Source organism: Mycobacterium sp. PS03-16 (assembly GCF_004570325.1).
Taxonomy (GTDB): Bacteria; Actinomycetota; Actinomycetes; order Mycobacteriales; family Mycobacteriaceae; genus Mycobacterium.
This window is the reverse complement of sequence record NZ_SPQO01000001.1, coordinates 122,156-144,803: the sequence shown is the minus strand read 5'-3', so window position 1 is coordinate 144,803 and position 22,648 is coordinate 122,156. Positions and strand designations below refer to the sequence as shown.

Sequence of the window (22,648 nt, the reverse complement as noted above, 5' to 3'; positions counted from 1 at the left end):
TGTTCGTCAGGCGGCGCGGGCCAGCGTGATCCGGTACCGGCCGACCGGCACCTCGACGACCGCGCCCGCCGGAGACCCGTCCAGCTCGACCGTCGTCCCCGGCGGCAGCGAGGCGAGCCGGATCCGCACGGCATGGTCGGTAGCGACGTCGATCGCCGACGGCAGGCGGTCGACCAGACCACAGCGGACGACGTCGACCGCCAGGCTCGCCACCCCGGACAACTCGAGGTCGAGCCGCGGGATCGGGGCGACGGGCGCGCCCAACTGCCAGACCAGCTCGGTGTACAGCCCCGGTGTCGGGTCGAAGTCGGTGATGAAACCCGTGCGCCGCTTGACCGTCCGCGTCCGATCCGGCCGCGCCTCGGACCGCGCGTCGACTCTCGCGACCGCACCCCGCGTCCGCGTCACCTCCGCGGCGGCGACCAGCTCGGAGATCCACCACACCCGGTGCGGCCCGATACCGAGGTCGTCGCGCACCAGCTGCGGGTACCAGGTGAACGTGATGTGGCCCGGATCGGACTGCCGCGGGCCGGTGCCCATGTGAGCGACCGGGTCGTCGAAGTCGTCTTTGAGCAGGAATGCCACGTGGTCTTCGGCGGGGTAGTTGGCCAACCGGTACCGGAACCCGAATTTGTCGAGCCGGAACATCTGCTGCACGATCCCCGGGAACGGCACCAGCTGGTCCAGCCAGCCGTGCGCGACCACGAACGGCAGCCAGCGAGCGTTCTCGAGCAGCGGCCAGGTGTCCCCCTCCTGCGCGCAGTGCGACGTCGGGTCGAAGTCGGCGGGCGCCTCGACGCCCTTGACCAGCCGCACCCCGCACGTCGGCGGGCCGGCCAGCACGACCGCCTGGGCGAACACCTCCGGATACGTCAGTCCCAACTTGTAGGTGCCGTACCCGCCCATCGAATAGCCCGCGATCACGGTGCGATTCGGGTCGACGTCGAAAGCCTCGACGGCGCGCGCGAACACCTCCCACACATCGAGCTCGCCCTCGTCGAAGTACCAGCAGGCCGGTCCCCGCGCCAGCGGGGTCACCACCACCGAGTCGCGCCCGTCGCAGATCTCGGCCAGCAGCTTGGGGTCGAATGCGGCGTACTGGTTCTGGCCCAGCGCCAGCGAGTGCAGCATCAGGGTCAGCGGCAGCCGCCGGCCGGGCGCGTACGTGGCGGGCAGGCAGACCGAGTACGGCTGCACCCGGCCGAGGAACTGCGGGCGGGTGTCGAGGATGTTGCCGCTTTCCACCCCCTGGCCCAGTTCGATCGAGGAGTGGTACCAGCGGGTGGACACCCCCGTCACGAGCGGCTCGTCGGTGGTGATGCGGTCGGCGAGCTGGTCCCACGGCACCGCCAGCGAGAACTGGGAGACGTCGCCGTCGGCGAGCGCGTCCGCCTGCGCCTGATCCGACCAGAAGTTGAACCGCACCTTCTCCTGATCGCGGGTGCGGAACGCGAGGTTGTAGACGTTCGGCTGGCCGGGGCCCGCGCCCCGCACGAACGGCACCTCGTCGAACTCGTCGCCGTTCTCGTCGGCCAGCCCGGCGGCCAGCCGCACCGTCCACGTGCCGGTGGGATCGACCAGGGCGCGTGGCATCTTCGCCAGGAAGGTCCGCGACGTCATGTCGACGCGGTGCTCGACGGGCGTGCGCGTACCGGTGATGAGGTCGATCAGCGTGGCCGCGGCACCCGACATGACCAACGCCAGGTCGATGCCGGCCGAGCGGATCCCCGCGTTGGCCGGCCAGTCGTTGGTGGGCGCCGTCCCGCGATCGGTGTCGAAGGTGAACATCGCGATCGGAATGCCGCTGTCCAGCAGGGTGTTCCAGTCGACACGCCACCAGGTGTCGGTGTCGGTCAGGCCGATCGCGACACGGAAGATGTCGGCGCCGTTGCGGGCGGCGGGCCCGTCGGGGTAGACGTACGTGCCGCGGGCCGGCGCGCCGCCCGTGGGCAGGCTGACCGGCAGTCCCGCGGCGCCGTGGTCGTCGTAGAGGAAGTCGGTCCAGAACAGCGCCCCGTCGGCGAATCGTCCGGTGCCGCAGGTGCGGGGGAACTGCTCACCGAACGGCCATGTCCGGGGGACGGGAAGCGGCGACTCCCGGCGCAGCGCGGCGGGCGGCACCCCCTCGGGCATCCCGTCGACGAGGATGCGTTCGGGTTCGTCGGGCGGCGTCGGCGCGACCGCGCCGAGGACGGCGTCGGCCACCTTGCGCGCGAGGCGGAGCGGCAGAAGGGCCATGTCGATCACTGACATCCACCCGAACATACGGAGACAACCCCGCTTATGCGGGGCGGTTGGTCACGCCGCGCCGAACACCAACGCGACGTTGTAGCCGCCGAGCGCGAACGAGTTGCTCACCGCGTAGCGGTAGTCGCCGCGCCGCGGGGCGCCGGTCACCACGTCGAGATCGACATCGGGGTCCAGCGTCTGCAGGTTCAGCGTCGGCGGCACCACCCCGTCGCGCAGCGCCTGCACGGTCAGCACCGCCTCGACCGCGCCTGCCGCACCGAGCGAATGGCCCAGCGCCGCTTTCGGCGCGTACACCGCCGGAGTGTGCCCGCCCAGCGCGTGCCGGATCGCGCGGGCCTCGGCGACATCGCCGAACACGGTGCCGGTGGCGTGCGCGTTGACGTGGTCGATGTCCGACGGCGCCAGGCCGGCCAGCTCGATCGCATGCGTCATCGCGTCACCGGCGGGAACGCCGCTCGGATCCGGTTCGACCGGGTCGTACCCGTCCGAGGTGATCGCCGCGCCCATCACCCGGCCGAGGATCGTCGCCCCGCGGGCCTTGGCGTGGTCGGCGGTCTCGATCAGCATGAGCCCGGCGCCCTCACCGAACACCATGCCGTCGCGGTCCTTGTCGAACGGGCGGCACGCCCGCGCGGGCGGCTCGTGGCTGGTCGACAGCACCCCCATGCCGGTGAACGCCGCCACCGGCACCGCCTCGATCTTCGTCTCCACCCCACCGCAGATCGCGATGTCGGCCTCCCCGAGCACCAGCTGCCGCCACGCCTGGGCGATCGCCGCCGCGCCCGACGCGTCGCCCATCACCGGCGAGCTGATCCCGGCGCGGGCCTGCCGGTCCAGCCCGACCGCGGCGGCGGGTGCGTTGGGCATGTACATCTGCACCGCCAGCGGCGACACCGCGCGCAGACCCTTCGACCGCCACGCGTCGTACTGCGCGGGGATCTCCTCGGTGGAGCCCAGCGCGAGCCCGATCGACACCATCAGCCGCCGCAGGTCCACCTCCGGCGCACCGGCGGCCTCCCACAGGCGGCGGCCCAGCACCGTCGACATCTTCTGCATGTAGGACAGCCGGCGCAGCTCCACCCGGTTGAGGTGCTCGTCGAAATCCTCGACGAGCTGCCCGCCCACCCGCACCGGGGAGTCCAGCTGGTGGACGAACCAGGAGTCGAGTTCGCGGATCCCGCTGCGCCCGTCGAGCAGCTGCTGCCAGGTCTGTTCGGCGTCCGGTGCCAGGGCGGTGGTCGACGCGACCGCGGTCACCACGACGTCGACGAGCCCGTCCCCCGTTCTCAACGCGGCCATGCCTGCGCATCCCTCATTCGCTAGCGATGTTGTCGAGTGCACCGATTATCGCATCCGGGCCGGGCGGCGTCACTCGTCGTCGTCGCGTTCCCCGCCGGCCGGTTCGCCGTCCTCGTCGAGCGGGCTGCCGACCGGGTTCTCGGCTGCCGCACCGCATCTGGCGGCCAGTGTGGTCTCGAAGCGGTGCCGGCAGCGGTGTCGCCGCAGGTTGCGCCGCCCGTCGGCGCGGCACACCCGCGCCCGGTCACCGGAGTGACGCGCGGGCGTGTCCTCGAAACCTGAGTCCATGATGGTTCGATTCTGCGGCACCGTCCGGGGGTGCGGACGCGCCGATTTGGCGGCGGCTCAGCCCCCGCGGTTGATGGCCGGCGCGTCGATCATCCCGCGCTCGACGCCCCAGATGGTCGCGATGGTGCGGTATTCACCGGTCGCCATCACGTGCTCGAGCGCCTGGCGCAGCGATTCGGCCAGCCCCGACCCCTTGGCCACCGGCCAGCCGTAGGGCGCCGAGTCGAACACCTCGCCCGCAGGCGCCAGCGCGCCGCCGGAGGTCTTGATCGCGAAACCCGTCACCGGGGAATCCGCCGACATGGCGTCGACGTCACCGGCGACCAGCGCCGCGGTGACCGCATCCTGCTCGGTGTAGACGACCTTCTCGATGGGCGCGCGGCCAGCCGCCACGCAGGCGTCGCTCTTGGCGGGCAGCTCGTCGGTCTCCTGGATCACGCTGAACGCCACGCCGACCCGCAGCCCGCACGCATCATCCGGATTCACCGCCGACCCCGCGCGCTGCGCCCACAGCGTGCCCGCTTCGAAGTACGTCACGAAGTCGACGAGTTCCTCGCGCGCCGGGGTGTCGGTGATCGACGACATGCCGACGTGGAACGCGCCCGACTGCACCGACGGGATCACGCTCTCGAACGCGGTCTCGCGGTACTCCGGCGTCAGGCCCAGCGTCCGGCTGACCGCGGTCATCAGGTCGACGTCGAAGCCGACGATCTCGCCGTAGGCGTCGCGGAACTCGTTGGGCGCGTACGGCACATTGACCCCGATGATCAGCCGGCCCGACTCGCGGATGTCGGCGGGCACCGTGGCCGCGATCGACGGCACGGCGCCGGGCGTCGGCGCCGGGGTCTGCGTCGCGGTGTCCTCGGCGACCACCACCTGACGCGGCGCCCGCGTCCGCTCCGGGCCACCGCTCCACTGCCACGCCCCGAAGGCGGAGATCGCGACCAGCACCAGGCCCGCACCGGCCACCGCGGCGGCGCGCCGGGTCAGCCGCCGTCGCACCGGGATCCGCGCCGGGCGCGCGGAATGCCGACCGGAGCGGCTCGACACCCGCACCGGCGCCGCGGCCGCGCGCCGGGCGTCGGCGGCCAGTTCTGCGGCGTTGCGGTAGCGCTTCTCGGGTTTCTTGGCCATGCCCTTGGCGATCACCTCGTCGAAGGCGGCCAGTTTGGGATCCGACGCCGACGGTCTGGGCACCGGCTGCACCATGTGCCCGGCGATCTGTTGTTCCAGGCTGTCCGCCGGATAGGGCCGTGCGCCGGTGAGGCATTCGTAGAGCACACACGTCAGCGCGTAGATGTCCGAGCGTGGGTCGATCGTGCCGCCGTTGAACCGCTCCGGCGCCATGTAGGCCAGCGTGCCCAGCGTGCTGCCCGCCGTCGTCATCCCCGGCTCCCCGGCCGTGCGGGCCAGGCCGAAGTCGATGAGGTACACGAAGTCGCGGTCGGTGATCAGGATGTTCGACGGTTTGACGTCGCGGTGAATCAGCCCGGCCGCGTGCGCGGCGTCCAGCGCGGTCGCGACCTGCTCGACCACCTTCACCGCGAATGACGGCAGCAACGGCTGGCCGGCCTCCTGCAGGATGGTGCCGAGGTTGCGGCCCTCGATGAGCCGCATGTCGAGATAGAGCCGGCCGTCGATCTCCCCGTAGCCGTGGATCGGCACCACGTGCGGGTCCTGCACCCCTGCCGCGGCCTGCGATTCGCGCCGGAAGCGGCGCTGAAACGTCTTATCGGCCGCCATGTGCGGTGGTAGGACCTTAAGCGCGACGATGCGGTCGGTGTGGGTGTCGTAGGCCCTGTAGACCTCACCCATCCCGCCTCGGCCGATCAGCTGTTGCAGCTGGTAGTGCCCGAATGGGGTCGCGTCCACCGTCTTACTCCTCGGCAGCGGCCAATCGGTGTGTCGAGGAGAAGCTACCGCACGTTCTCCTGCGATGTCGCCGGTCGGGCGGACAGACCCGCCAACCGGCAAACACACCCCGGGTATGGCAAAGCAACTAACGGTAGGGAAACCCCCGATTCCTCGGCGCACACCCGCGAAAGACACTGACGGCAACAAACCAGTCGAGGGGAACGGTTGGCTGTCGTCCGACCGGTGCTGACAGGGGGATTTGCGGTGTTGCAGCAGGTAGCGGACCGAAAGGTCGGCGTTGGTCACCGCGCGGAGGGTTCAGCACCGCACCGCGCCGGCATCGGGGGTACATACCAAGTGACAGCGACTGGGCGTACCCCGAGCGACATGCCGGGCCTCGACATCGGCGAACTCCGGTCCTGGCAGAACTATCTCGACGCCGCGCTGCGCCTACAGGCCCGGCTGAACCACGACCTCAACGAGGCGTATCGGCTGACCCTCGAGGACGTCCGCCTACTGCACGAGCTCGCCAAGTCGCCGACCGGATCGGTGCGCATGGGCACGCTCGCCGGAACCCTGGTGTCGACGCCGAGCCGCGTCAGCCGTCGCGTCGACCGGCTCGAGGCGCGGGGGCTGGCCCGGCGGGTCTCCAGTGATCACGACGGCCGCTACGTGCTGGCCGCGATCACCGAGGACGGGCGCTCGCTGCTCGACAAGGCGTTGGCCACGTACGGGCAGGCTGTGCGGGCGAACTACCTGGCCCCGCTGACCCGGCCACAGATCGCGGCGCTGGCAGAGAACTGCCGGCGTATCAACGCCGCACTCGCGCCGAACCCCGACGGGTTCTGACCTACAGCGCCACCAGAGCGGCGTTGCGGTCGGGCACCACGAACGACGCCCCGGTGCCGGCCTCGGCGCCCGGACGCGAGACGTACGGCAGCACCCGGAAGTCGGCCCGCATCTCGTCGGCCGACAGCCGGGCCCGCACATAGCCGCGCCGGTTGCTGAAGTACCGCACGTGCGGGTTCTCGGGCAGCACCGCGTCGATATCGGGGCGGGTGTCCGAGCCGTCGCCGCCCGAACTGATCGACGTCGTCACCAATTCGGTCGCCACCACCGGCGATGTCGGATCGCCCGCCCGCCGGTGCACCTCGGCCGCCCAGTGGGCGTGCACGTCACCGGTGAGGACCACCGCGTTGCGCACCGATGAGGTGGCCAGCCCCGCGACCACCCGGTCGCGGTTGGCGACGTAGCCGTCCCACGCATCGGGGTTGATGCCCAACGGCGCGCCGGCGGCGAAGTCGATCTGGGAGAACAACACCTGCTGGCCGAGCACGTCCCAGCGCGCCGACGACTGCCGGAACCCGTCGATCAGCCATGCCTCCTGCGCCGGACCGGTCAACGTACGCAACGGATTCCACCGCTCGGCGCAGTCGGAGCCGAAGTCGTCCCCGCAGGCCTGGTCGCTGCGGTACTGCCGGGTGTCGAGCATGTGGAACGTCGCCATCGCACCCCACGGCACCCGGCGGTAGAGCTGCATGTCGAGTCCGCGGGGCAGCGCCGACCGGCGCAGCGGCATGTTCTCGTAGTAGGCCTGCAGCGCGGCGACCCGCCGGGCCGGGAATGCGGAGTCGGCCTTCTCCGGTATGTCGTCGGCCCAGTTGTTGGCCAGCTCGTGGTCGTCGTAGACCGTCAGCCACGGCGCGATCGCATGGGCGGCCTGCAGGTCGGGGTCGGCGTGGTACTGCGCGTAGCGCTGCCGGTAGTTCGCCAGCGTGACGGTCTCCGGCCCGACGTGGTCGCGCACCCGGTTGCGCCCGCCGCGGCCGCCCTCGTACTCATACTGGTAATCACTCAGGTGCACAACGAGATCCGGCTGGTCTTCGGCGAGGCGCCGGTAGGCGGTGAACCACCCCTGCTCGTAGTGCGAGCACGACGCCGCGCACAGCGTCAGCGGCGCGAGCGACCCCGGCGCGGGGGCCGTCCTGGTCCGGCCGGCCGGCGAGACGTGCCCGACGGCGCGGAACCGGTAGAAGTACTCGGCGCCGGGCCGCAACCCGACCGGTTCCACATGCACGCTGTGCGCGGACCCGGGCACGGCGGTCACGACGCCGCGCTGTTCGACGCGGGTGAAGCGGTCGTCGGCCGCGATCTCCCACTCCACGTCGACGGGCCGGGCGGGCATCCCGCCGAAACCGTCGTCGGCCAACGGGTTCCGGGCCAGCCGCGTCCACAGCACCATCCCGTCCGGCGCGGGGTCACCGGAGGCGACGCCGAGCGTGAACGGATCCGGCGTGGCGGCCGAAGCGGTCCGGCCGAGCGCGGAGCCGGCCAGGGGCAGGGCGGTGAGCGCGAGCGCGCCCTTGAGCAGATCCCGACGGGGCAGAGACACGGCCGAGTGTCGGAAACCCGATCTGCCGGACCGGGTACGCCGGGTGTACGCCGGCTGTCACCTCGATGACGACTCGGGCTTAGGCGGACTGGTGGCGGGCGCCGAGACTACGGTTGTTGACGGATTTCGCGCCGAAACGATCAGCAACCGTAGTCTCGGCGGGAACGTGAGCACGCCCCGCTTGTGGCGTGGCTCTCACCGGTGGCCGTGGTGCCGCCCGGACAAAGCCGCTGACGCGAGGGCATATTTGCGGCAGGCAATGTTGATTATGCAAAGACCACGCCACTGTTGCGGGGTTTGAGCACCTGTGACGTCACAATTAATACCTCTAGTCGGTTTCGCGGGACCTTTGCTGGTCTGCGATCATGACCTGATGGGTGTCGCACGCCAAGCGTCAGCCGCCGCCACGGCTGTCGCACGGTTCCTCGCCGATACCGCGCAGGGCCCCACCGGCTTGGTGATCGAGGGCGAAGCCGGCATCGGCAAGACCCGGCTGTGGCTGACCGCCGTCGACGACGCCCGCACCCGCGGCTACCGCGTGCTGACCGCCCGCGCCGGCCAGGCCGAGACCTCCCTCGCCTACGCCGCAGTCGCCGACCTTCTCGACGACGTCGACCCCTCAGTCACCGCGCAGCTGCCCGACGTGCAGCGGCTGGCACTGGACCGGCTGCTGTTGCGCGGCGACGCCGACGGGCCCGAGACCGATCAGCGCGTCGCGGCCGCCGCCGTCCACAACACCATCGAGGTGCTGTGCCGGCAGGGTCCGTTGGTGCTGGCCGTCGACGACGTCCAGTGGCTCGACGTGTGCAGCCGCGACGTGCTCGGCTTCGCCGCCAGACGCCTCACCTGTCCGGTCGGCCTGCTGGTCACCGAGCGCACCGAACCCCCGGGCGGTCACCAGACCGGCTGGCTGCAGCTGGTGGAACCGGACCGGATGCGGCGCCACCGCGTCGCGCCGCTGAGCCTCGGCGGCCTGCACGCGATGCTCTCCGAACGCCTGGGCCGCTCCTTCCCGCGGCCCACGCTGATCCGCATCGCCGAGACGTCCGGCGGAAACCCGCTCTACGCACTGGAACTCGCGCGCGCCATGTCCGAGCAGACCGCCGCCGGCGAACCGGTACTACCCGCCACGCTCACCGAGGTGGTCCGCCGGCGCATCCAGGACATCGACGAAGTGGCCCGCGACGTGCTGCTCGCCGCCGCCTGCGTCGCCGCCCCTACCGTCGAACTGCTGGCCAGCGCCACCCAGCGACCCCCTCACGAGGTGATCGACCTACTGGAGTCCGCCGAAGCCCAGGGCATCGTCGAGATCGACGGGCCCCGAGTCCGTTTCGCCCATCCCCTGCTGGCCCGCGGCGTGTACTTCGAGGCCGGGCCCGCACGGCGCCGACACATGCACCGCCGGCTGGCCGGCGTCATCGCCCAGCCCGAACTCAAGGCCCGCCACCTCGCGCTGGCCGCCACCAGCCAGGACGACGACACCCTGGCCGCCCTCGACGCGGCCGCCGACGCCGCCCGGCGGCGCGGTGCGCCGGCGGCCGCCGCCGAACTGCTGGAGTTTGCGATGCGCCTCGGCGGCGATACCGACCTGCGCCGGCTCCAGGCGGCCGCGCACTACTACACCGCAGGCGAGAGCGGCCGCGCCCGGGACCTGTTGACCGCCACTCTGCCCCGAATGCCGCGCGGTCCGCTGCGGGCGATGGCGGCCCTGCAGCTCGCCGGCCTGGTGATCGACAACGACAGCTTCGCACCCGGGATCGAACTGCTCACCGAGGCGCTGGCCGACAGCGACAGCGATCCGGCGTTGCAGGTGCACTGCCTGCTCTCGCTGGCGATCGCGCGCGGCAACTGCGGGGAACACGATCAATCGCTGGACGACATCGACCGCGCGGTCGCCATCGCCGAAGAGACCGGCGACCGACGGTTGATCGGCCAGGCGCTGACCGTCCGGGTGGTCAGCCGCTGCCTGTACGGCCGGGGCGTCGACGACGAGGGTCTGCAGCGTGCGCTGGAGTACGAGGATCCGAAAGAGGAAGTCCCGCTGGCATTTCGGGCGCGTGCGGTTCAAGGCCTGATCGACGCCTGGATCGGGCGGCTCGACGAGGCGTACGAGACCATGCAGGAGCTTCGGCAGCACAGCCTCGACCGCGGCGCTGACCGCGACCTGCTGGCGCTCGCCGATCTCGGCGCCCTGGTCGAAGTGTGGCGTGGCCGGCTCAACGAGGCCACCGCCTTCGCCGAGGACGCCGTCGAACGCGCCGAACAGACCGGCGGCAACCACTCCCTGTGCGTCGCCCTGGGCGTGCGCGCCACCGTGCGTGCCTACTCCGGGCAGGTCGACGCCGCGCGCAGCGACGCCGAAGCGTCGCTCGAACTGGCCCGCCGGTGCGGGACGACGCGCATGACGTGGTGGCCGCTGGGCGTGCTGTCGTTCCTCGAGGTCTCGCGTGGCAACTACCCACAGGCGCTGACCACACTCGAGCCGCTGCTCGCGGACTACCGGGTGACCCCCGGCCGCGAGCTCTACAGCGCCTGGTTCGTCCCCGATGCCGTGGAAGCACTGGTGGCGGTCGGCCGGGGCGCCGAGGCCGAGGCGCTGATCGACGAACTCGCGGTCACCGGTCGCCAGATGGACCGGGCGTGGATGCTGGCCGTGGCCGGCCGATGTCAGGGCATCGTGCTGGCCGCCCGCGGGGAGGTCGACGAGGCCGTCGCGGCCGTCACCGAGGCGATGGCCCAGCATGAGCGGCTGCCCATGCCGTTCGAGAAGGCCCGCACCGCCTTGCTGCTGGGGCAGCTGCAGCGACGGCAACGGCGCAAGGAGGCCGCGTCGGCGACGTTGGGCGAGGCGTTGCAGGCCTTCACCGACATCGGGACTCCGCTGTGGGCGCAGCGCGCCCGCGACGAACTCGCCCGGGTCAACGTGCGGCCGTCGCGCGATCAGGGCCTGACGCCGTCCGAGCAGCGCGTCGCCGAACTGGCCGCATCCGGCATGAGCAACCGCGACATCGCGGCCACCCTGTTCATCAGCATCAAGACCGTCGAGGCCAACCTGGGTCGGGTGTACCGCAAACTCGCGGTGCGGGGCCGCGTGGCGCTGGCGCGCCGGCTCGAGGAGCTCGAAGCCGATAAAGAGTAGGGGATTCCCCAATTCGTCTTCGGCGCCGGGGACTTAGCGTGTGAACATGCTCACTGTCGACGCTCAGCCGTCGTGTTGTCTGGCCGAGTGGTACCTGCCGGACCTCACCGAAGAGCTGATCGACGCCTACGTCGCGCGGATCGAGGCGGCGGCCGCGCAGATGCGCACCGACGGGAAGAACGTCGAGCTGGTGCTCACCGTCGCGGTGCCCGCCGACGAGGTGCTCTACGGGGTGTTCGACGGCTGTGATTCCGACATCGTGCTGCACACCTGCGGAATCGCGGGGCTGGTGCCCGAGCGGCTGAGCGCCAAGGTCGGCACCCGCATCCTGCACCGGGGCGCCCAACGTAGGGAAAACCCCGATTCCTGCTCATGAGTTTTTCCTAGAAACTTGCTGAGGATTCGTTAAGGGGCCGCGCTGGGGGGCGTGTCGGTCGGGGTTCGGATCTGCGTGAGTCGCCCGGGGGATGCGACTCGCATCGCTTGTCTACCTGCCGACGGGGCGGCAGGTAGACAGGCTTTCTTTCATTCCCGTCAGTCGGTGGCGTTTGCCGGTGGCGTTCATCGGCAACTCCGGAGTCGACGGTTCCGACGAAGGAGTACCCCTGTGACCGAGACGATCACCGTCGCCTACCTGGCCGGCTGGTGGCTGACGTCGGTCGCCGTGTACGTGGCCGGTCGGCGACTGCGCGCCGACGCCACCCCGCCCGAGCGTCCCCTGGCGATGAGCTTCGTCGCCGGCGCCGTGTGGCCGCTGCTGCTGCTCGGGCTGGTCGAGGTCGGCGCGCTGGCCGTCACCGAGCAGGCGGCTCATGACGAGGAACCGCGCTTGTCGGTCCTGACCTAGAGGCCCTCAGACCAGCAGCGCGTTCTCCTGGCTGTAGTTGACGGTGTAGACGGCGTTCGAGTTCGGCACCCGGATGGTGTGCGTCGGCGCGCCCCCGTCGGACCATCCGTCGAAGGTCACCGTCTGACCGTTGATGACCTGTGTCGTCGGCGCACTCACCACGTAGTCCACGCCGACCACCGCCCGCTCGGTGTAGGTGCCCCGGTGGGGCAGTCCGTCGATGGTGAACGTCGCCCCGGGGGTGTCCGTGGTGATCGTGAGGTCGACCAGGTTCGGCTTGATGTCCTTGTACACCGTGGTGGACAGGCCGCTGCTGTCGGTCACGGTGAGATGCACGCGGTACCAGGTGCTGTCGAGCTGATCGCGGGACCGCGGAATCGTGATCGTGGCCTCGGGCCCGGTCACCTCGCTGGCGAACGGATGAGTGTGGTCGTTGTGGTGGAACACCACGGTCCACTCGTAAGCGCTGTCGGGCAGGGACGCCCCGTCCTGCGCGTCGGATCCCCTGCCCGTGAACGTGATCGTGTCGCCTGCGTTGTAGTGCGTCGGGATACTGTCGATGACCGCGACGGGCGGTGTGCTACCCACCGTGACGGTCTGCGTGGCCCGGCTGATCTTCTCCCCGTCACTGACGGTCAGCGTGACGGTGTAGGTGCTGTACGCCCCGGATGTGGTGAACGTCTTCGTCGGGGCGGCCGCCGTCGAGGTGTCCCCGTCGCCGAAATCCCAGCGATAGCTGAGGGTGTCGCCGTCCGGGTCGGTCGACTGCAGGCCGGAGAAGTCGACAGTGAGCGACGTGGCGTCGGTGCTGGTCTGCGACGCGTCGAGAACCGCGGTGGGACCACGATTACCGCCCGACGGCGAGATCACCGACAGCTCACCGGGGTAGATCGTCAGCTGGTACAGATGGCCGTCGGGCCCCTGGGTGAGGTTCACGGTGGAACCGGCGTTACCCCAGAAGGTCCGGCTGCTGATCAGGCTCGAGTACTCCTCGTCGAACTTCACCACCCTGATCCAGTTGAGGCTGTAGTCGGCGACGAAGACCGTGTTGCGATACTCCTCGCCGAAGGCGTCACCGGTGAACACGGTCACGCCGGTGATCGCGCCCGCGTTGGCCGGCGGACCCGAGTGCCGGTAGGTGTAGATCGGGTTGACCGAGGCGCAGCCGGTGCAGTTGCCCTCGGCGCCGGGCCAGCCGTAGTTACCACCCGCGGTGATCAGGTTCAGTTCCTCCCAATTCGCCTCTCCCACATCGGCGGCGAGGAGCTGGTTGGTCGGCGTGACAGTGAGGCGGAACGGGTTGCGCAATCCGTAGGCGTAGATGTAGTCGCGCGGTGTGGCGGTGAGCGGATCGTCGTCGGCGAACGGGTTGTCCACCGGCACTGATCCGTCGGCGTTCAGCCGCAGCACCTTGCCGTGGATGTTGGCCAGGTTCTGCGCGTTCTTGACCCCCTCGGTGTTGTCGCCGACCGCCCAGTACAGGTAGCGGCCGTCGTTGTCGAAGGCCAGGTCGCCGCCGTGGTGGAAGTTGTTGGCCGACTCCGTCGATTCGATGATCACCCGCGGGGCGCCCACCACCGTCGTCATGTCCTCGGAGAGGGTGAGACGCGCCAGGGTGTCGAAGTTCCGGTCCGAGGTGTAGGCCACATAGATCGAGCGGTAGCCGTCGGTGCCCTCGTGCCAGAAGTCCGGGTGGATCTCGATACCGGCGAGTCCCCGCTCACCACCGGTGGTGGTGGCCAGGGTGGTCAGCGTGGTGACCGCGCCGGAGGTCGGGTTGTACATCTTGATGGCGCCGGCCTTCTCGACGATGAAGATGCGGTCGACGTTGCTGCTGTGATGCTTGGTGAGGATCTTGAAATCGGTCGGTTCGGTCAGCCCGGAGACGATCGTGGTGCGGTCGAAGTCCGCGGACAGATCCGCCGACGGCCCGCACTCCCCCAGCAGCGCGTTGATCTCCTGGCTGAACGCACGGCCCTGCGGCGAGTCGCCGAAATCGTCCACCGCGTTGATGACGAACCGGATCGGCGCGCCCAGCGGTGACGCGATGAAGGCGTTGATCGCCATGGTGGCTTCGCGGCGGACCCATGCCATGACGGCCAGCACCATCGGATTGCCCAGCGGGGTGGCCGGACCCGCCGGGGCGGCGGCTCCTCCCCCACCACCGCCGCCGCCGGTGAAGCCGCCGAACAGTGGCTTGACCACGGTGTCGATGAAGTCGATGACGCCGCACAGGCACGCCACCACCGTCGGCCGCACGCTCTGGTAGACCTCCGCCGGCGTCGGCAGCGCGAAGCGTGGCGCGGGCAGGCCGGCGACCTGCACCCGGGCGCCGCTCATCAGCGACGCGTCCGCGGTGGACGACATGCGCTGTGCGGGAATGCCTTCTTCGGACGCGGCCGGTGTGGCCGGCTCGCCGGCGGGTTCCGGTGTCGACACCTCGTCCGTGTCGACCGGTGCGCCGGAGTCAACGGGCTCCTGCCGCGGGGCGTCCGACTGCTCGGCGGCAGGCGCGGCCGGGTCGAGCGGGTCGCCGCCGTCGCCCTCTGCCGGAATCTCGTCGACCGGGTCCGCCTCGTCTTCGGGTTCCTCGCCGGGCTGTTCGATGGGTACTTCGGCGGGTTCTGGGGATTCGTCGGTTTCGTCGACGGGCTCAGCGATCTCGTCGTCGAGGTCCTCGTCGGGGAGTTCGTCGTCGGCGGTGGTCTCCTCGTCCTCGTCCGCCGAGGGTTCCTGCCCCTGCGGGGCGGTGGTGGCGCCGTCGTCCCGCGTCGGCTCGGAAGTCGACTCGGAAGCCGACTCGGAGGCCGCGGTATCGGCCGACGCGCTCGCCGACGGGGTGTCGTCCGCCCATGCCACGCCGGGGGTGGTCGCCACGGCCCCGCCCACTCCGAGGGCGACGGCCAGCGCGCCGACCCGGCCGATGTATCTGGCGTACGACGTTGCCTTACCCCGGTTAACTGGCATGGCGTAATGCCCCCCTCGAGATCCCCTGAACCGGCACGGCCGAAGGCGTGCGCGCCCACTATCGCATCGTCGCCCAGGAAATATTGACAATTCGGTAAGGCCGTGTCGCCACGGGCGTGTGAACACTGCGTAGCGATCAACACGCACCGGTAGTTCAGCTATTTTGATCTTGTTTGCAACTATCTGCCGACCCTTCACGATGTTCAGCGATTTGGCCGGGCAACCTCCGACGGTGACCATGACAACGATGGCCAGCCTTGCACCTCGATCGCGGTAGGGCACCCGACCCGGCCAGCGCGGCAGTTAGCCAGTAGTTGCGATGTCAGCTACTTTGCTTGCTTATCCAACCGGCGCACGCTCAGGTGCACGCGGACGCGTTCAGGCACGAAGAGTTACGCTGCCGAAAACTGATCTTGCTGCGATCCTTGTGGCCATGCCGAAGTTCGCGGCAGTCACCCGTCCCGTGGAGTCGTCGGCAGTTGCCGAGGCCCTCGAGACCATCGGGACGCGGCCGTCCGCGCTGGTGCTGGAGGGCGCTGCGGGCATCGGCAAGACCACGACGTGGCTGACGGGAATCGAGGAGGCGCGGCGCCGGGGGCTGCGCGTGTTGGCGGCGCGGGCGTCGGCGGCCGAGTCGGTGCTCGCGTACGCCTCACTCGCCGATCTGCTGGCCGACGTCGACTCCGCCGTGCTGGCGGGTCTGCCCGAACCGCAGCGTCGCGCGCTGAATCGGGTGCTGCTTCTCGATGCGCCCGACGACGTCGGCGGCGACCCGCGCGCCGTGGCGGCGGGCTTCTCGTCGGTGATCGGCGTGCTGGCCACCCGGTCCCCGGTTCTCATCGCCGTCGACGATGTGCAGTGGCTGGACAGTTCCAGCGCGGCGGCGCTGAGCTTCGTGTCCCGGCGGCTCACCGGGCCGGTGGGCCTGCTCTGCACCACCCGCACCGATCCCGCGCTCGACAGTCCCCAGCCGGTCCTGCGGATGCCGCGGCCCGACGATCTCCGGCGGATCCGCGTCCAGCCGCTGAGCATCGGGGCCCTGCACACGATCCTGGCGGATCGACTCGGCCGGACATATCCCCGCCCCGTCATGGTCCGGATCCACGAGCTGTCGGGCGGAAACCCGCTCTACGCACTGGAATTGGCGCGCGCACTCGGCGACGCCGCGACTCTGGCCGATGTGCCGCTGCCACAACCGCTCACCGAGGTGATCCGTCAGCGCCTCGACGGACTCGACGCGGGCCTGCACGCGGTGCTGCTGCCCGCCGCGTGTGTCGCCCGCCCGACGGTCGAGCTGATCGCCCAGGTCTGCGACGCGCCGGTTGACCGGACGGTGGAGGCACTCGAGGGCGCCGAGAGCAACGGCGTCATCACGCTCGACGGTCACCACGTCCGCTTCACCCATCCGCTGTTGGCGCGGGTCGTCTACACCGAGGCCGACATCGCACTGCGCAGAGCCACCCACCGCCGCCTCGCCGGCATCGTCTCCGAACCCGAGGTGCGGGCCCGGCACTTGGCGTTGGGCGCCACGACCGGTGACCCGGAAACCCTGCGCGCGCTCGACGAGGCCGCCGACACCGCCCGGGTGCGCGGTGCGCCCGCAGCCGCCGCCGAATTGCTCGACCTGGCGATCGGTCTCGGTGGTGACACACCGCAACGCCGGATCATGTCCGCGCGCCATCACTTCACCGCCGGGGACCCCGTCCGGGCGCAGGGCTCTTTGGAAGCCACGATGGCACAGCTGGAGCCGGGCGCGTTGCGCGCGGAGGCGGCGAGCCTGCTGGGCTACGTGCGGCTGATCGGTGACAGCTTTCCGGAGGCGGCCGATCTGCTGCAGCACACGCTGCCCGAAGCCGCCGATCATCCGGTGGTGCTGGTGCCCATGCTGGTCACGCTCGCGTTCGCGCTGTTCAATGCCGGCCACCTCGACGCCGCCTATGACCGGGCGCGCGATGCGGTGACTCACGCTGAGCGACTCGGCGATCCCGGGTTGCTCGCCCAGGCGCTCAGCATGCGCGCGATGATCCGGTTCCTGCACGGCGACGGCGCCGACGACCCCAGTATGCGGCGCGCGCTGGCGCTGGAAGATCCGCGCGCCGATGTCCCGCTGGCGCTTCGACCGAGTGCGCACCATGCCGTATTGCGTTCCTGCGCAGCCGATCTCGAAGATGCGCATCGTGAGCTGACGGAACTGCGCAAATACTGCATCGAACACGGCCACGACGGCGACCTGATGTTCATCGCCTTCCATGCCGCGCTCAACGAGATCTGGCACGGTGACTTCGCCGGCGCCGCCCTGATCGTTGAGGATTCCGTCGAACTCGCCGAGCAGCTGGGCGGCGACGTCTCACTGTCGGTCGCGTTGAGCACTCGAGCCCTGCTGGGGGCCTACCTCGGCCGGGTCGATGAGGCACGCTCGGATGTCGTTGCGGCACAGGAGGCGAGCCGGCGCTGCGGGTCCGTCCGGCTCGGCGAGTGGCCGACCAACGCGCTGGGCTTCCTCGAGGTCTCCGTGGGTGACTACGGCGCCGCGGTGGCCACGCTGCAGCCGATGCTCGACCGGTTGGCGGCCGCACCCCGCATGACCGAGCTGATCGCGGCGTCGTTCGCGCCTGACGCGGTCGACGCCCTGGTCAACCTCGGCCGGCACCACGACGCCGAACCGGTCGTGGCGGCGCTGGAAGCCAACGGCCACCGGCTCGACCGTCCGTGGATGCTGGCGGTCGGCGGGCGGTGCCGCGCGATGGTGCTCGGCGCCCGCGGTGACGTCGGTGCGGCGCTGTCTGCCGCCGAACAGGCGCTGGTCGCGCACGAGCGGCTGCCGATGCCGTTCGAGCGCGCCCGCACCGAGCTGGTCCTCGGCCAGCTGCAGCGCCGCCACCGAATGAAGGAGGTCGCGGCCACGACGCTGCGCAGCGCGCTGGCCACCTTCGAGCGGCTGGGCACGCCGCTGTGGGCCGAACGCGTTCGCGCGGAACTGGGCCGCGCCAATGTCGGGCCGCATCGCACCTCGGTGCTGACGCCGTCCGAGCAGCGGGTGGCCGAGCTCGCCGCCTCGGGACTGACGAACCGCAGCATCGCGGCGACCATGTTCATCAGCCCGAAGACCGTCGAGGCCAACCTGTCCCGCGTGTACGCGAAGCTGGAGATCCACTCGCGGGCGCAGCTGGGACGGCGGATGGGTGAACTGGAGACGTGACTATTCGGGAACCTGCGGGCCCACCTGCCGGGCCAGCGCGGCCGCCGCGTCGTCGGCCTCCGGACCGGACATCCGCAGCACCGCAACCTGCACGCTGTTGACGCGCCCGCTCGCCGCGAACTCCATCTGGCCGCGGCCCAGCAATCGCATTCCGTCGGGCCGCAGCGTGCCGACCTCGGGCATCCCGGGTTCCGGCGGCGGCAGCGTGCCGTTGACGGCGGTGCGCGGCTCGCCGATCTCCAGGGAGACGGACTCGTAGGTGTCCGGGTTCTCCCACAGGCAGGCGGCCTGGCCCTGCCCGCCGGTGCCGCGGCCCTCGACCGCGACGCCCAGCAGTGCGGTGATGTCCTCGGCCGGGATCAGCGCGCACGCGTCGACCGGGGCTGCGTCGGCGGTGTCGGTGACTGCCGCCGGGGCGGCCGCGTCGGCGCCGCCGCCCGCTGGCGTGTTTCCCGACCCGCACGCGACACACAGTGCGGCGAGGATCAGCGGGGCAGTGGTCGACGTGCTGCGGTGTCGCATGTCTGCCTCCCTCGGTGGCCCGGTGCCGGCCTCTGTGGGAGACGCTATTGATCGCGCGCCGTCGTTGTATCGGGTGATTCCCTATCGCCACCGCTGACTCCGACAAACGCGTCAGGCCCCCTCGAAAGGGGGCCTGACCAGCGTGGCAGGTAGTGGATTCGAACCACTGTAGGCGTAAGCCGACGGATTTACAGTCCGCTCCCATTGGCCGCTCGGGCAACCTGCCGGGTGTTCGCACCGTCCTGTCGGATTTGGTGCGACTAGCAGGGTACAACGAGGATGGGCCGAAGACGAAAACGCCCGAACAGAGCAGGAGGGAGCGCGTCCATGGCGGATTCCAGCTTCGACGTCGTGAGCAAGGTCGATCGTCAGGAGGTCGACAACGCGTTGAACCAGGCGGCCAAGGAGTTGAGCACCCGGTTCGATTTCCGCGGCACCGACACCACCATCGCCTGGAAGGGCGAGGAGGCCATCGAGATCGTCAGCTCCACCGAGGAGCGGGTGAAGGCGGCCGTCGACGTCTTCAAGGAGAAGCTCGTGCGCCGCGACATCTCGATGAAGGCCTTCGACGCCGGCGACCCGCAGCCCAGCGGCAAGACCTACAAGGTCAGCGGCAGCCTCAAGCAGGGCATCACCAGCGAAGAGGCCAAGAAGATCACCAAGGTCATCCGCGACGAGGGCCCCAAGGGCGTCAAGGCGCAGATCCAGGGCGACGAGATCCGGGTCAGCAGCAAGAAGCGCGACGACCTGCAGACCGTCATCGCGCTGCTCAAACAAGCCGACCTCGACGTGGCCCTGCAGTTCGTCAACTACCGCTGAGGCCGGCGGGGCGGCGGCACGCCGTCTCAAAACCGCCCTCGACGGCGCGCCGCCCGCCCTACGCTGATCGCCATGGCACCTGCGCAACGCGAACCCAACGTCGTCGTCCTCGGGGGCGGGTCCTGGGGCACCACCGTGGCCTCGATCTGCTCCCGCCGCGCCCCGACGATTCAGTGGGTGCGCTCGGAGGACACCGCCAAGGACATCAACGCCAACCACCGCAACTCGCGCTACCTCGGTGAGGACTGCTCGCTCAGCGAGACGCTGCGGGCCACCACCGACTTCGCCGAGGCCGCCAACTGCGCCGACGTCGTGGTGATGGGGGTGCCGTCGCACGGGTTCCGCGGCGTGCTCGAACAGCTGGCCGGCGAGCTGCGGCCGTGGGTTCCGGTGGTGTCGCTGGTCAAGGGCCTCGAGCAGGGCACCAACATGCGGATGAGCCAGATCGTCGACGAGGTGCTGCCCGGCCACCCCGCCGGCATCCTCGCCGGACCGAACATCGCCCGTGAGGTCGCCGACGGGTACGCCGCGGCCGCGGTGCTGGCCATGCCCGACCCGCACCTCGCCGCGCGGCTCGCGGAGCTGTTCCGCACCAAGCGCTTCCGCACCTACACCACTGACGACGTCATCGGCGTCGAGATGGCCGGCGCGCTGAAGAACGTCTACGCCATCGCGGTCGGCATGGGCTACTCGCTGGGCATCGGCGAGAACACCCGCGCCATGGTGATCGCCCGCGCGGTGCGCGAGATGTCCAAACTCGGCGAGGCGATGGGCGGGCAGCGCGACACGTTCGCCGGCCTGGCCGGTATGGGCGATCTGATCGTCACCTGCACCAGCCAGCGCAGCCGCAACCGTCACGTCGGCGAACAGCTCGGCGCGGGCAAGCCGATCGACGAGATCATCGCGGCGATGAACCAGGTGGCCGAGGGCGTCAAGGCGTCCAGCGTCATCATGGAGTTCGCCGAGGAGCACGGGCTCAACATGCCGATCGCCCGTGAGGTCGACGGCGTGATCAACCACGGGTCGACCGTCGAACAGGCCTACCACGGGCTGGTCGCCGAGAAGCCCGGCCACGAGGTGCACGGCCAGGGCTTCTAGGCTCAGCGCATCCGGTCGAGCAGATTGCGCACCCCGACGGTCACGACCGACCGGTCGTAGGTGATCGCGAACTCGAACCGGCGCGCCGCATCCCGCACCTCGCCGTCCGGCAGTTCGCGGGCCAGCAGCCCGGCGGCGTGATGCGGGCCGAGCACCAGCACCGTCCACTCCGCGCACAGCGGATCCGCCGAATCCAGTTGCACGCCACGGATGTTCGCGCCGAGATCGGCGGGCAGGTTCTCCCCGAACACCGCCACCAGCGGGCAGTGCTCCGCGAGCCGGCGGTACGTGTCCGCGGTGCGGCCGGTGAAGTAGGTCGACCGCTGCACCGCGGCCAGCACCATCGGCGGGTCGGTGAGGTGCATCGCCTGGCTCTCGAGGTGCCGGGTGAACGCCATCAGCGTCTGCTTGCGCGCGGTGCGCGTCGGCATCCGCTGCGCCACCAGATCGAACGGCGACCCCGTCAACGGCGCCAGGCCGGCCCTGCGCTCCGGCGGCGTCCACGCGCTGGGGCGGGCCCCGGCCAGCGCCCCGGCGCGCCCGAACCGGAACCCCTGCCCGAGCGTCGCGCCCATCGCCAGCGCCTGCTCGAGATGGTCGTCGGTCTCGATGCCCTCGGCCAGGATGACCGCGCCCGTCCGCTCGTGATGCGCGAGCACCGCCGACAGGGTGCGGGCATGGTCGTAGCGGGGCTGCGACTGGATGATGTCGATGTCGAGCTTGATCACGTCCGGGCTGATGACGTCGAGCAGGGCGAGCGAATCGGGATGGACGCCGACGTCGTCGAGCGCCACCCCGAAGCCGTCCTCCCGCAGTGCCGCCACCTTGCGCAGCACGGTCTGCGGGTGTTCCAGCAGGCTGCGCTCGGTGATCTCGAACATCACCGCAAGTTCCTCGCGGCCGCGAGCCATGACGTCGTCGTCGGCCCAGTCACGATATGACGTGGCCGGTTCGGCGTTGACCAGCAGCAGACTGCCACGGGACAGATCGCCGGCCAGCGCGCCGCCGATCGCGGCATGGATGCACGCGCGGTCCAGCCCGTCGAGCCGACCCGTCGCGGCGGCGTGACTGAACACCGTCCCCGGATCCGGATCGTCGAGGCCGGGCCACCGGGCGAGCGCCTCGAAGCCCACGAGCCGCCCGTCGGGCAGCGACACGATCGGCTGGTACAGCGACGTGATCCCGAAGCCGGCCGCGGCCGCGGTCAGCTCATCGGACGTGTGCGCACCGCCCCCGTGTGTCGCCACGCTCTCCTTGCCGGCTGACCCGGATCAGTTGAAGTAGGGGTTGCGGCCCTCGCGCGGCAACAGCAGCGGGTTGCTGGGCTGCAGCACGAAGCTCCCGGCCGGGCTGATCACGAAGCCGGCGCCGTTGTGCGCGTCCACGCACGTCGTCATCGTGCCGTCGGTGCCGCAGCTGACGGTCTGGAAGCTCAGCCGGGTGTTCGGCTCGAGCGGTTTGACCGTCTCCACGACGTTGGAGAACGGCGCCGCGGCGTTGGCGAACGTCGGGACGCCGCCGATCCCGCCGCTGACCAGGTTGGCGCCCTGCGGCGCGGCCGGAATCGGGCCGCTGCAGCCGTAGGCGCCGCCGCGCTGGATCACACACGTCAGCCCGCCGGGCGCGCCGAATGCGTACCAGGTGCCGTTCATCGCGGTGTACTCCGCGGGGCTGACCGGCGGCCACGCGTTGACATTGGGGGCGGGCGGCGGTGGCGGGGGCGCCGGGGGCTGGGCCGCTGCGACGGCGGGCAGCGCCATGGCCGCCGCGCCGAGGGCCGCGGCCGCGCCGGCCAGGATTCTGCTGAACACGCCCACACCATATGTGGCTCCGCGGCGGCCCGCACCGGCTGGCTGGTTGACCATGACCTCACCCTTCGATCGACGGCTCGTCATGATCATCGCCGCCGGCGGCTGCTTCGTTTCGCGGCTGTGCGTCGAGTTCCACCTCAGGGTCGCTGATCGGCCGCGGTCA

General features: G+C 70.6%; 16 protein-coding genes and 1 tRNA gene. 7 read left to right on the top strand and 10 right to left on the bottom strand.

Features of this window, described 5'->3' with window-relative positions; genetic code table 11:
• Positions 1-6 precede the first annotated feature (6 nt).
• The 4 genes from E4P42_RS00805 to E4P42_RS00790 form a co-directional block, all read right to left on the bottom strand.
• The gene (locus tag E4P42_RS00805) at positions 7-2,253 is read right to left on the bottom strand and encodes an alpha/beta hydrolase-fold protein (protein WP_135122450.1); all 2,247 of its coding nucleotides are present in this window, start codon (positions 2,251-2,253) and stop codon (positions 7-9) included.
• 45 nt (positions 2,254-2,298) lie between these two features.
• Positions 2,299-3,549, bottom strand: a complete 1,251-nt coding sequence (locus E4P42_RS00800; RefSeq protein ID WP_135122449.1) for a KasA/KasB family beta-ketoacyl-ACP synthase — start codon at positions 3,547-3,549, stop codon at positions 2,299-2,301.
• Between the two features lie 69 nt (positions 3,550-3,618).
• Positions 3,619-3,837 (bottom strand): hypothetical protein, encoded by a 219-nt coding sequence (locus tag E4P42_RS00795; protein WP_135122448.1) that lies wholly within the window; start codon positions 3,835-3,837, stop codon positions 3,619-3,621.
• 57 nt (positions 3,838-3,894) lie between these two features.
• Positions 3,895-5,709, bottom strand: coding sequence for a bifunctional serine/threonine-protein kinase/transporter substrate-binding domain-containing protein (locus tag E4P42_RS00790; RefSeq protein ID WP_135122447.1), 1,815 nt, complete (start codon positions 5,707-5,709; stop codon positions 3,895-3,897).
• A 246-nt stretch (positions 5,710-5,955) separates the two neighbouring features.
• Between E4P42_RS00790 and E4P42_RS00785 the strand changes: the two genes are divergently transcribed.
• Positions 5,956-6,540 carry a MarR family winged helix-turn-helix transcriptional regulator gene (locus E4P42_RS00785; protein ID WP_135122446.1) on the top strand — a complete coding sequence of 195 codons (585 nt, stop codon included), beginning with the start codon at positions 5,956-5,958 and terminating at the stop codon, positions 6,538-6,540.
• Between the two features lies 1 nt (position 6,541).
• Here E4P42_RS00785 and E4P42_RS00780 read toward each other — a convergent pair whose 3' ends face one another.
• Positions 6,542-8,083 (bottom strand): alkaline phosphatase, encoded by a 1,542-nt coding sequence (locus E4P42_RS00780; RefSeq protein WP_135122445.1) that lies wholly within the window; start codon positions 8,081-8,083, stop codon positions 6,542-6,544.
• Positions 8,084-8,456: 373 nt separating this feature from the next.
• Here E4P42_RS00780 and E4P42_RS00775 point away from each other — a divergent pair, with 373 nt between their 5' ends.
• From E4P42_RS00775 to E4P42_RS00765, 3 genes are all read left to right on the top strand, one after another.
• Positions 8,457-11,222, top strand: a complete 2,766-nt coding sequence (locus tag E4P42_RS00775; protein ID WP_135122444.1) for an AAA family ATPase — start codon at positions 8,457-8,459, stop codon at positions 11,220-11,222.
• Positions 11,223-11,268: 46 nt separating this feature from the next.
• The gene (locus E4P42_RS00770) at positions 11,269-11,598 is read left to right on the top strand and encodes a hypothetical protein (RefSeq protein ID WP_135122443.1); all 330 of its coding nucleotides are present in this window, start codon (positions 11,269-11,271) and stop codon (positions 11,596-11,598) included.
• Positions 11,599-11,829: 231 nt separating this feature from the next.
• Positions 11,830-12,069, top strand: a complete 240-nt coding sequence (locus tag E4P42_RS00765) for a hypothetical protein (protein ID WP_135122442.1) — start codon at positions 11,830-11,832, stop codon at positions 12,067-12,069.
• A gap of 6 nt (positions 12,070-12,075) precedes the next feature.
• Here E4P42_RS00765 and E4P42_RS00760 read toward each other — a convergent pair whose 3' ends face one another.
• Positions 12,076-15,036 carry a PQQ-dependent sugar dehydrogenase gene (locus E4P42_RS00760; protein WP_135122441.1) on the bottom strand — a complete coding sequence of 987 codons (2,961 nt, stop codon included), beginning with the start codon at positions 15,034-15,036 and terminating at the stop codon, positions 12,076-12,078.
• A 433-nt stretch (positions 15,037-15,469) separates the two neighbouring features.
• Between E4P42_RS00760 and E4P42_RS00755 the strand changes: the two genes are divergently transcribed.
• Positions 15,470-18,235: an AAA family ATPase gene (locus E4P42_RS00755; RefSeq protein WP_135122440.1), complete on the top strand. Its 2,766-nt coding sequence runs from the start codon at positions 15,470-15,472 to the stop codon at positions 18,233-18,235.
• Here E4P42_RS00755 and E4P42_RS00750 read toward each other — a convergent pair whose 3' ends face one another.
• Positions 18,236-18,757 carry a DUF3558 domain-containing protein gene (locus E4P42_RS00750; RefSeq protein WP_135122439.1) on the bottom strand — a complete coding sequence of 174 codons (522 nt, stop codon included), beginning with the start codon at positions 18,755-18,757 and terminating at the stop codon, positions 18,236-18,238.
• A gap of 143 nt (positions 18,758-18,900) precedes the next feature.
• A tRNA-Tyr gene (locus E4P42_RS00745) sits at positions 18,901-18,983 on the bottom strand.
• A 101-nt stretch (positions 18,984-19,084) separates the two neighbouring features.
• Here E4P42_RS00745 and E4P42_RS00740 point away from each other — a divergent pair.
• Entirely contained in the window at positions 19,085-19,576 is a 492-nt protein-coding gene (locus E4P42_RS00740; RefSeq protein ID WP_135122438.1) for a YajQ family cyclic di-GMP-binding protein, read from the top strand.
• Positions 19,577-19,648: 72 nt separating this feature from the next.
• Positions 19,649-20,674 (top strand): NAD(P)H-dependent glycerol-3-phosphate dehydrogenase, encoded by a 1,026-nt coding sequence (locus tag E4P42_RS00735; protein ID WP_135122437.1) that lies wholly within the window; start codon positions 19,649-19,651, stop codon positions 20,672-20,674.
• 2 nt (positions 20,675-20,676) lie between these two features.
• On the opposite strand, the gene E4P42_RS00730 is transcribed toward E4P42_RS00735, so the two are convergent.
• Both E4P42_RS00730 and E4P42_RS00725 read right to left on the bottom strand, forming a co-directional pair.
• Positions 20,677-21,921 carry an EAL domain-containing protein gene (locus E4P42_RS00730; RefSeq protein WP_135122436.1) on the bottom strand — a complete coding sequence of 415 codons (1,245 nt, stop codon included), beginning with the start codon at positions 21,919-21,921 and terminating at the stop codon, positions 20,677-20,679.
• A gap of 24 nt (positions 21,922-21,945) precedes the next feature.
• On the bottom strand, positions 21,946-22,539 hold the full coding sequence (locus E4P42_RS00725) for a hypothetical protein (RefSeq protein ID WP_135122435.1): 594 nt from the start codon (positions 22,537-22,539) through the stop codon (positions 21,946-21,948).
• Positions 22,540-22,648 lie beyond the last annotated feature (109 nt).

Excerpts from the sequence above, each read along its gene's own strand:
- E4P42_RS00755 (WP_135122440.1), top strand. The coding sequence starts at position 15,470 with ATGCCGAAGTTCGCGGCAGTCACCCGTCCCGTGGAGTCGTCGGCAGTT.
- E4P42_RS00725 (WP_135122435.1), bottom strand. The coding sequence starts at position 22,539 with ATGGTCAACCAGCCAGCCGGTGCGGGCCGCCGCGGAGCCACATATGGT.
- E4P42_RS00750 (WP_135122439.1), bottom strand. The coding sequence starts at position 18,757 with ATGCGACACCGCAGCACGTCGACCACTGCCCCGCTGATCCTCGCCGCA.
- E4P42_RS00735 (WP_135122437.1), top strand. The coding sequence starts at position 19,649 with ATGGCACCTGCGCAACGCGAACCCAACGTCGTCGTCCTCGGGGGCGGG.
- E4P42_RS00760 (WP_135122441.1), bottom strand. The coding sequence starts at position 15,036 with ATGCCAGTTAACCGGGGTAAGGCAACGTCGTACGCCAGATACATCGGC.
- E4P42_RS00805 (WP_135122450.1), bottom strand. The coding sequence starts at position 2,253 with ATGTCAGTGATCGACATGGCCCTTCTGCCGCTCCGCCTCGCGCGCAAG.
- E4P42_RS00795 (WP_135122448.1), bottom strand. The coding sequence starts at position 3,837 with ATGGACTCAGGTTTCGAGGACACGCCCGCGCGTCACTCCGGTGACCGG.
- E4P42_RS00740 (WP_135122438.1), top strand. The coding sequence starts at position 19,085 with ATGGCGGATTCCAGCTTCGACGTCGTGAGCAAGGTCGATCGTCAGGAG.
- E4P42_RS00775 (WP_135122444.1), top strand. The coding sequence starts at position 8,457 with ATGGGTGTCGCACGCCAAGCGTCAGCCGCCGCCACGGCTGTCGCACGG.
- E4P42_RS00800 (WP_135122449.1), bottom strand. The coding sequence starts at position 3,549 with ATGGCCGCGTTGAGAACGGGGGACGGGCTCGTCGACGTCGTGGTGACC.
- E4P42_RS00770 (WP_135122443.1), top strand. The coding sequence starts at position 11,269 with ATGCTCACTGTCGACGCTCAGCCGTCGTGTTGTCTGGCCGAGTGGTAC.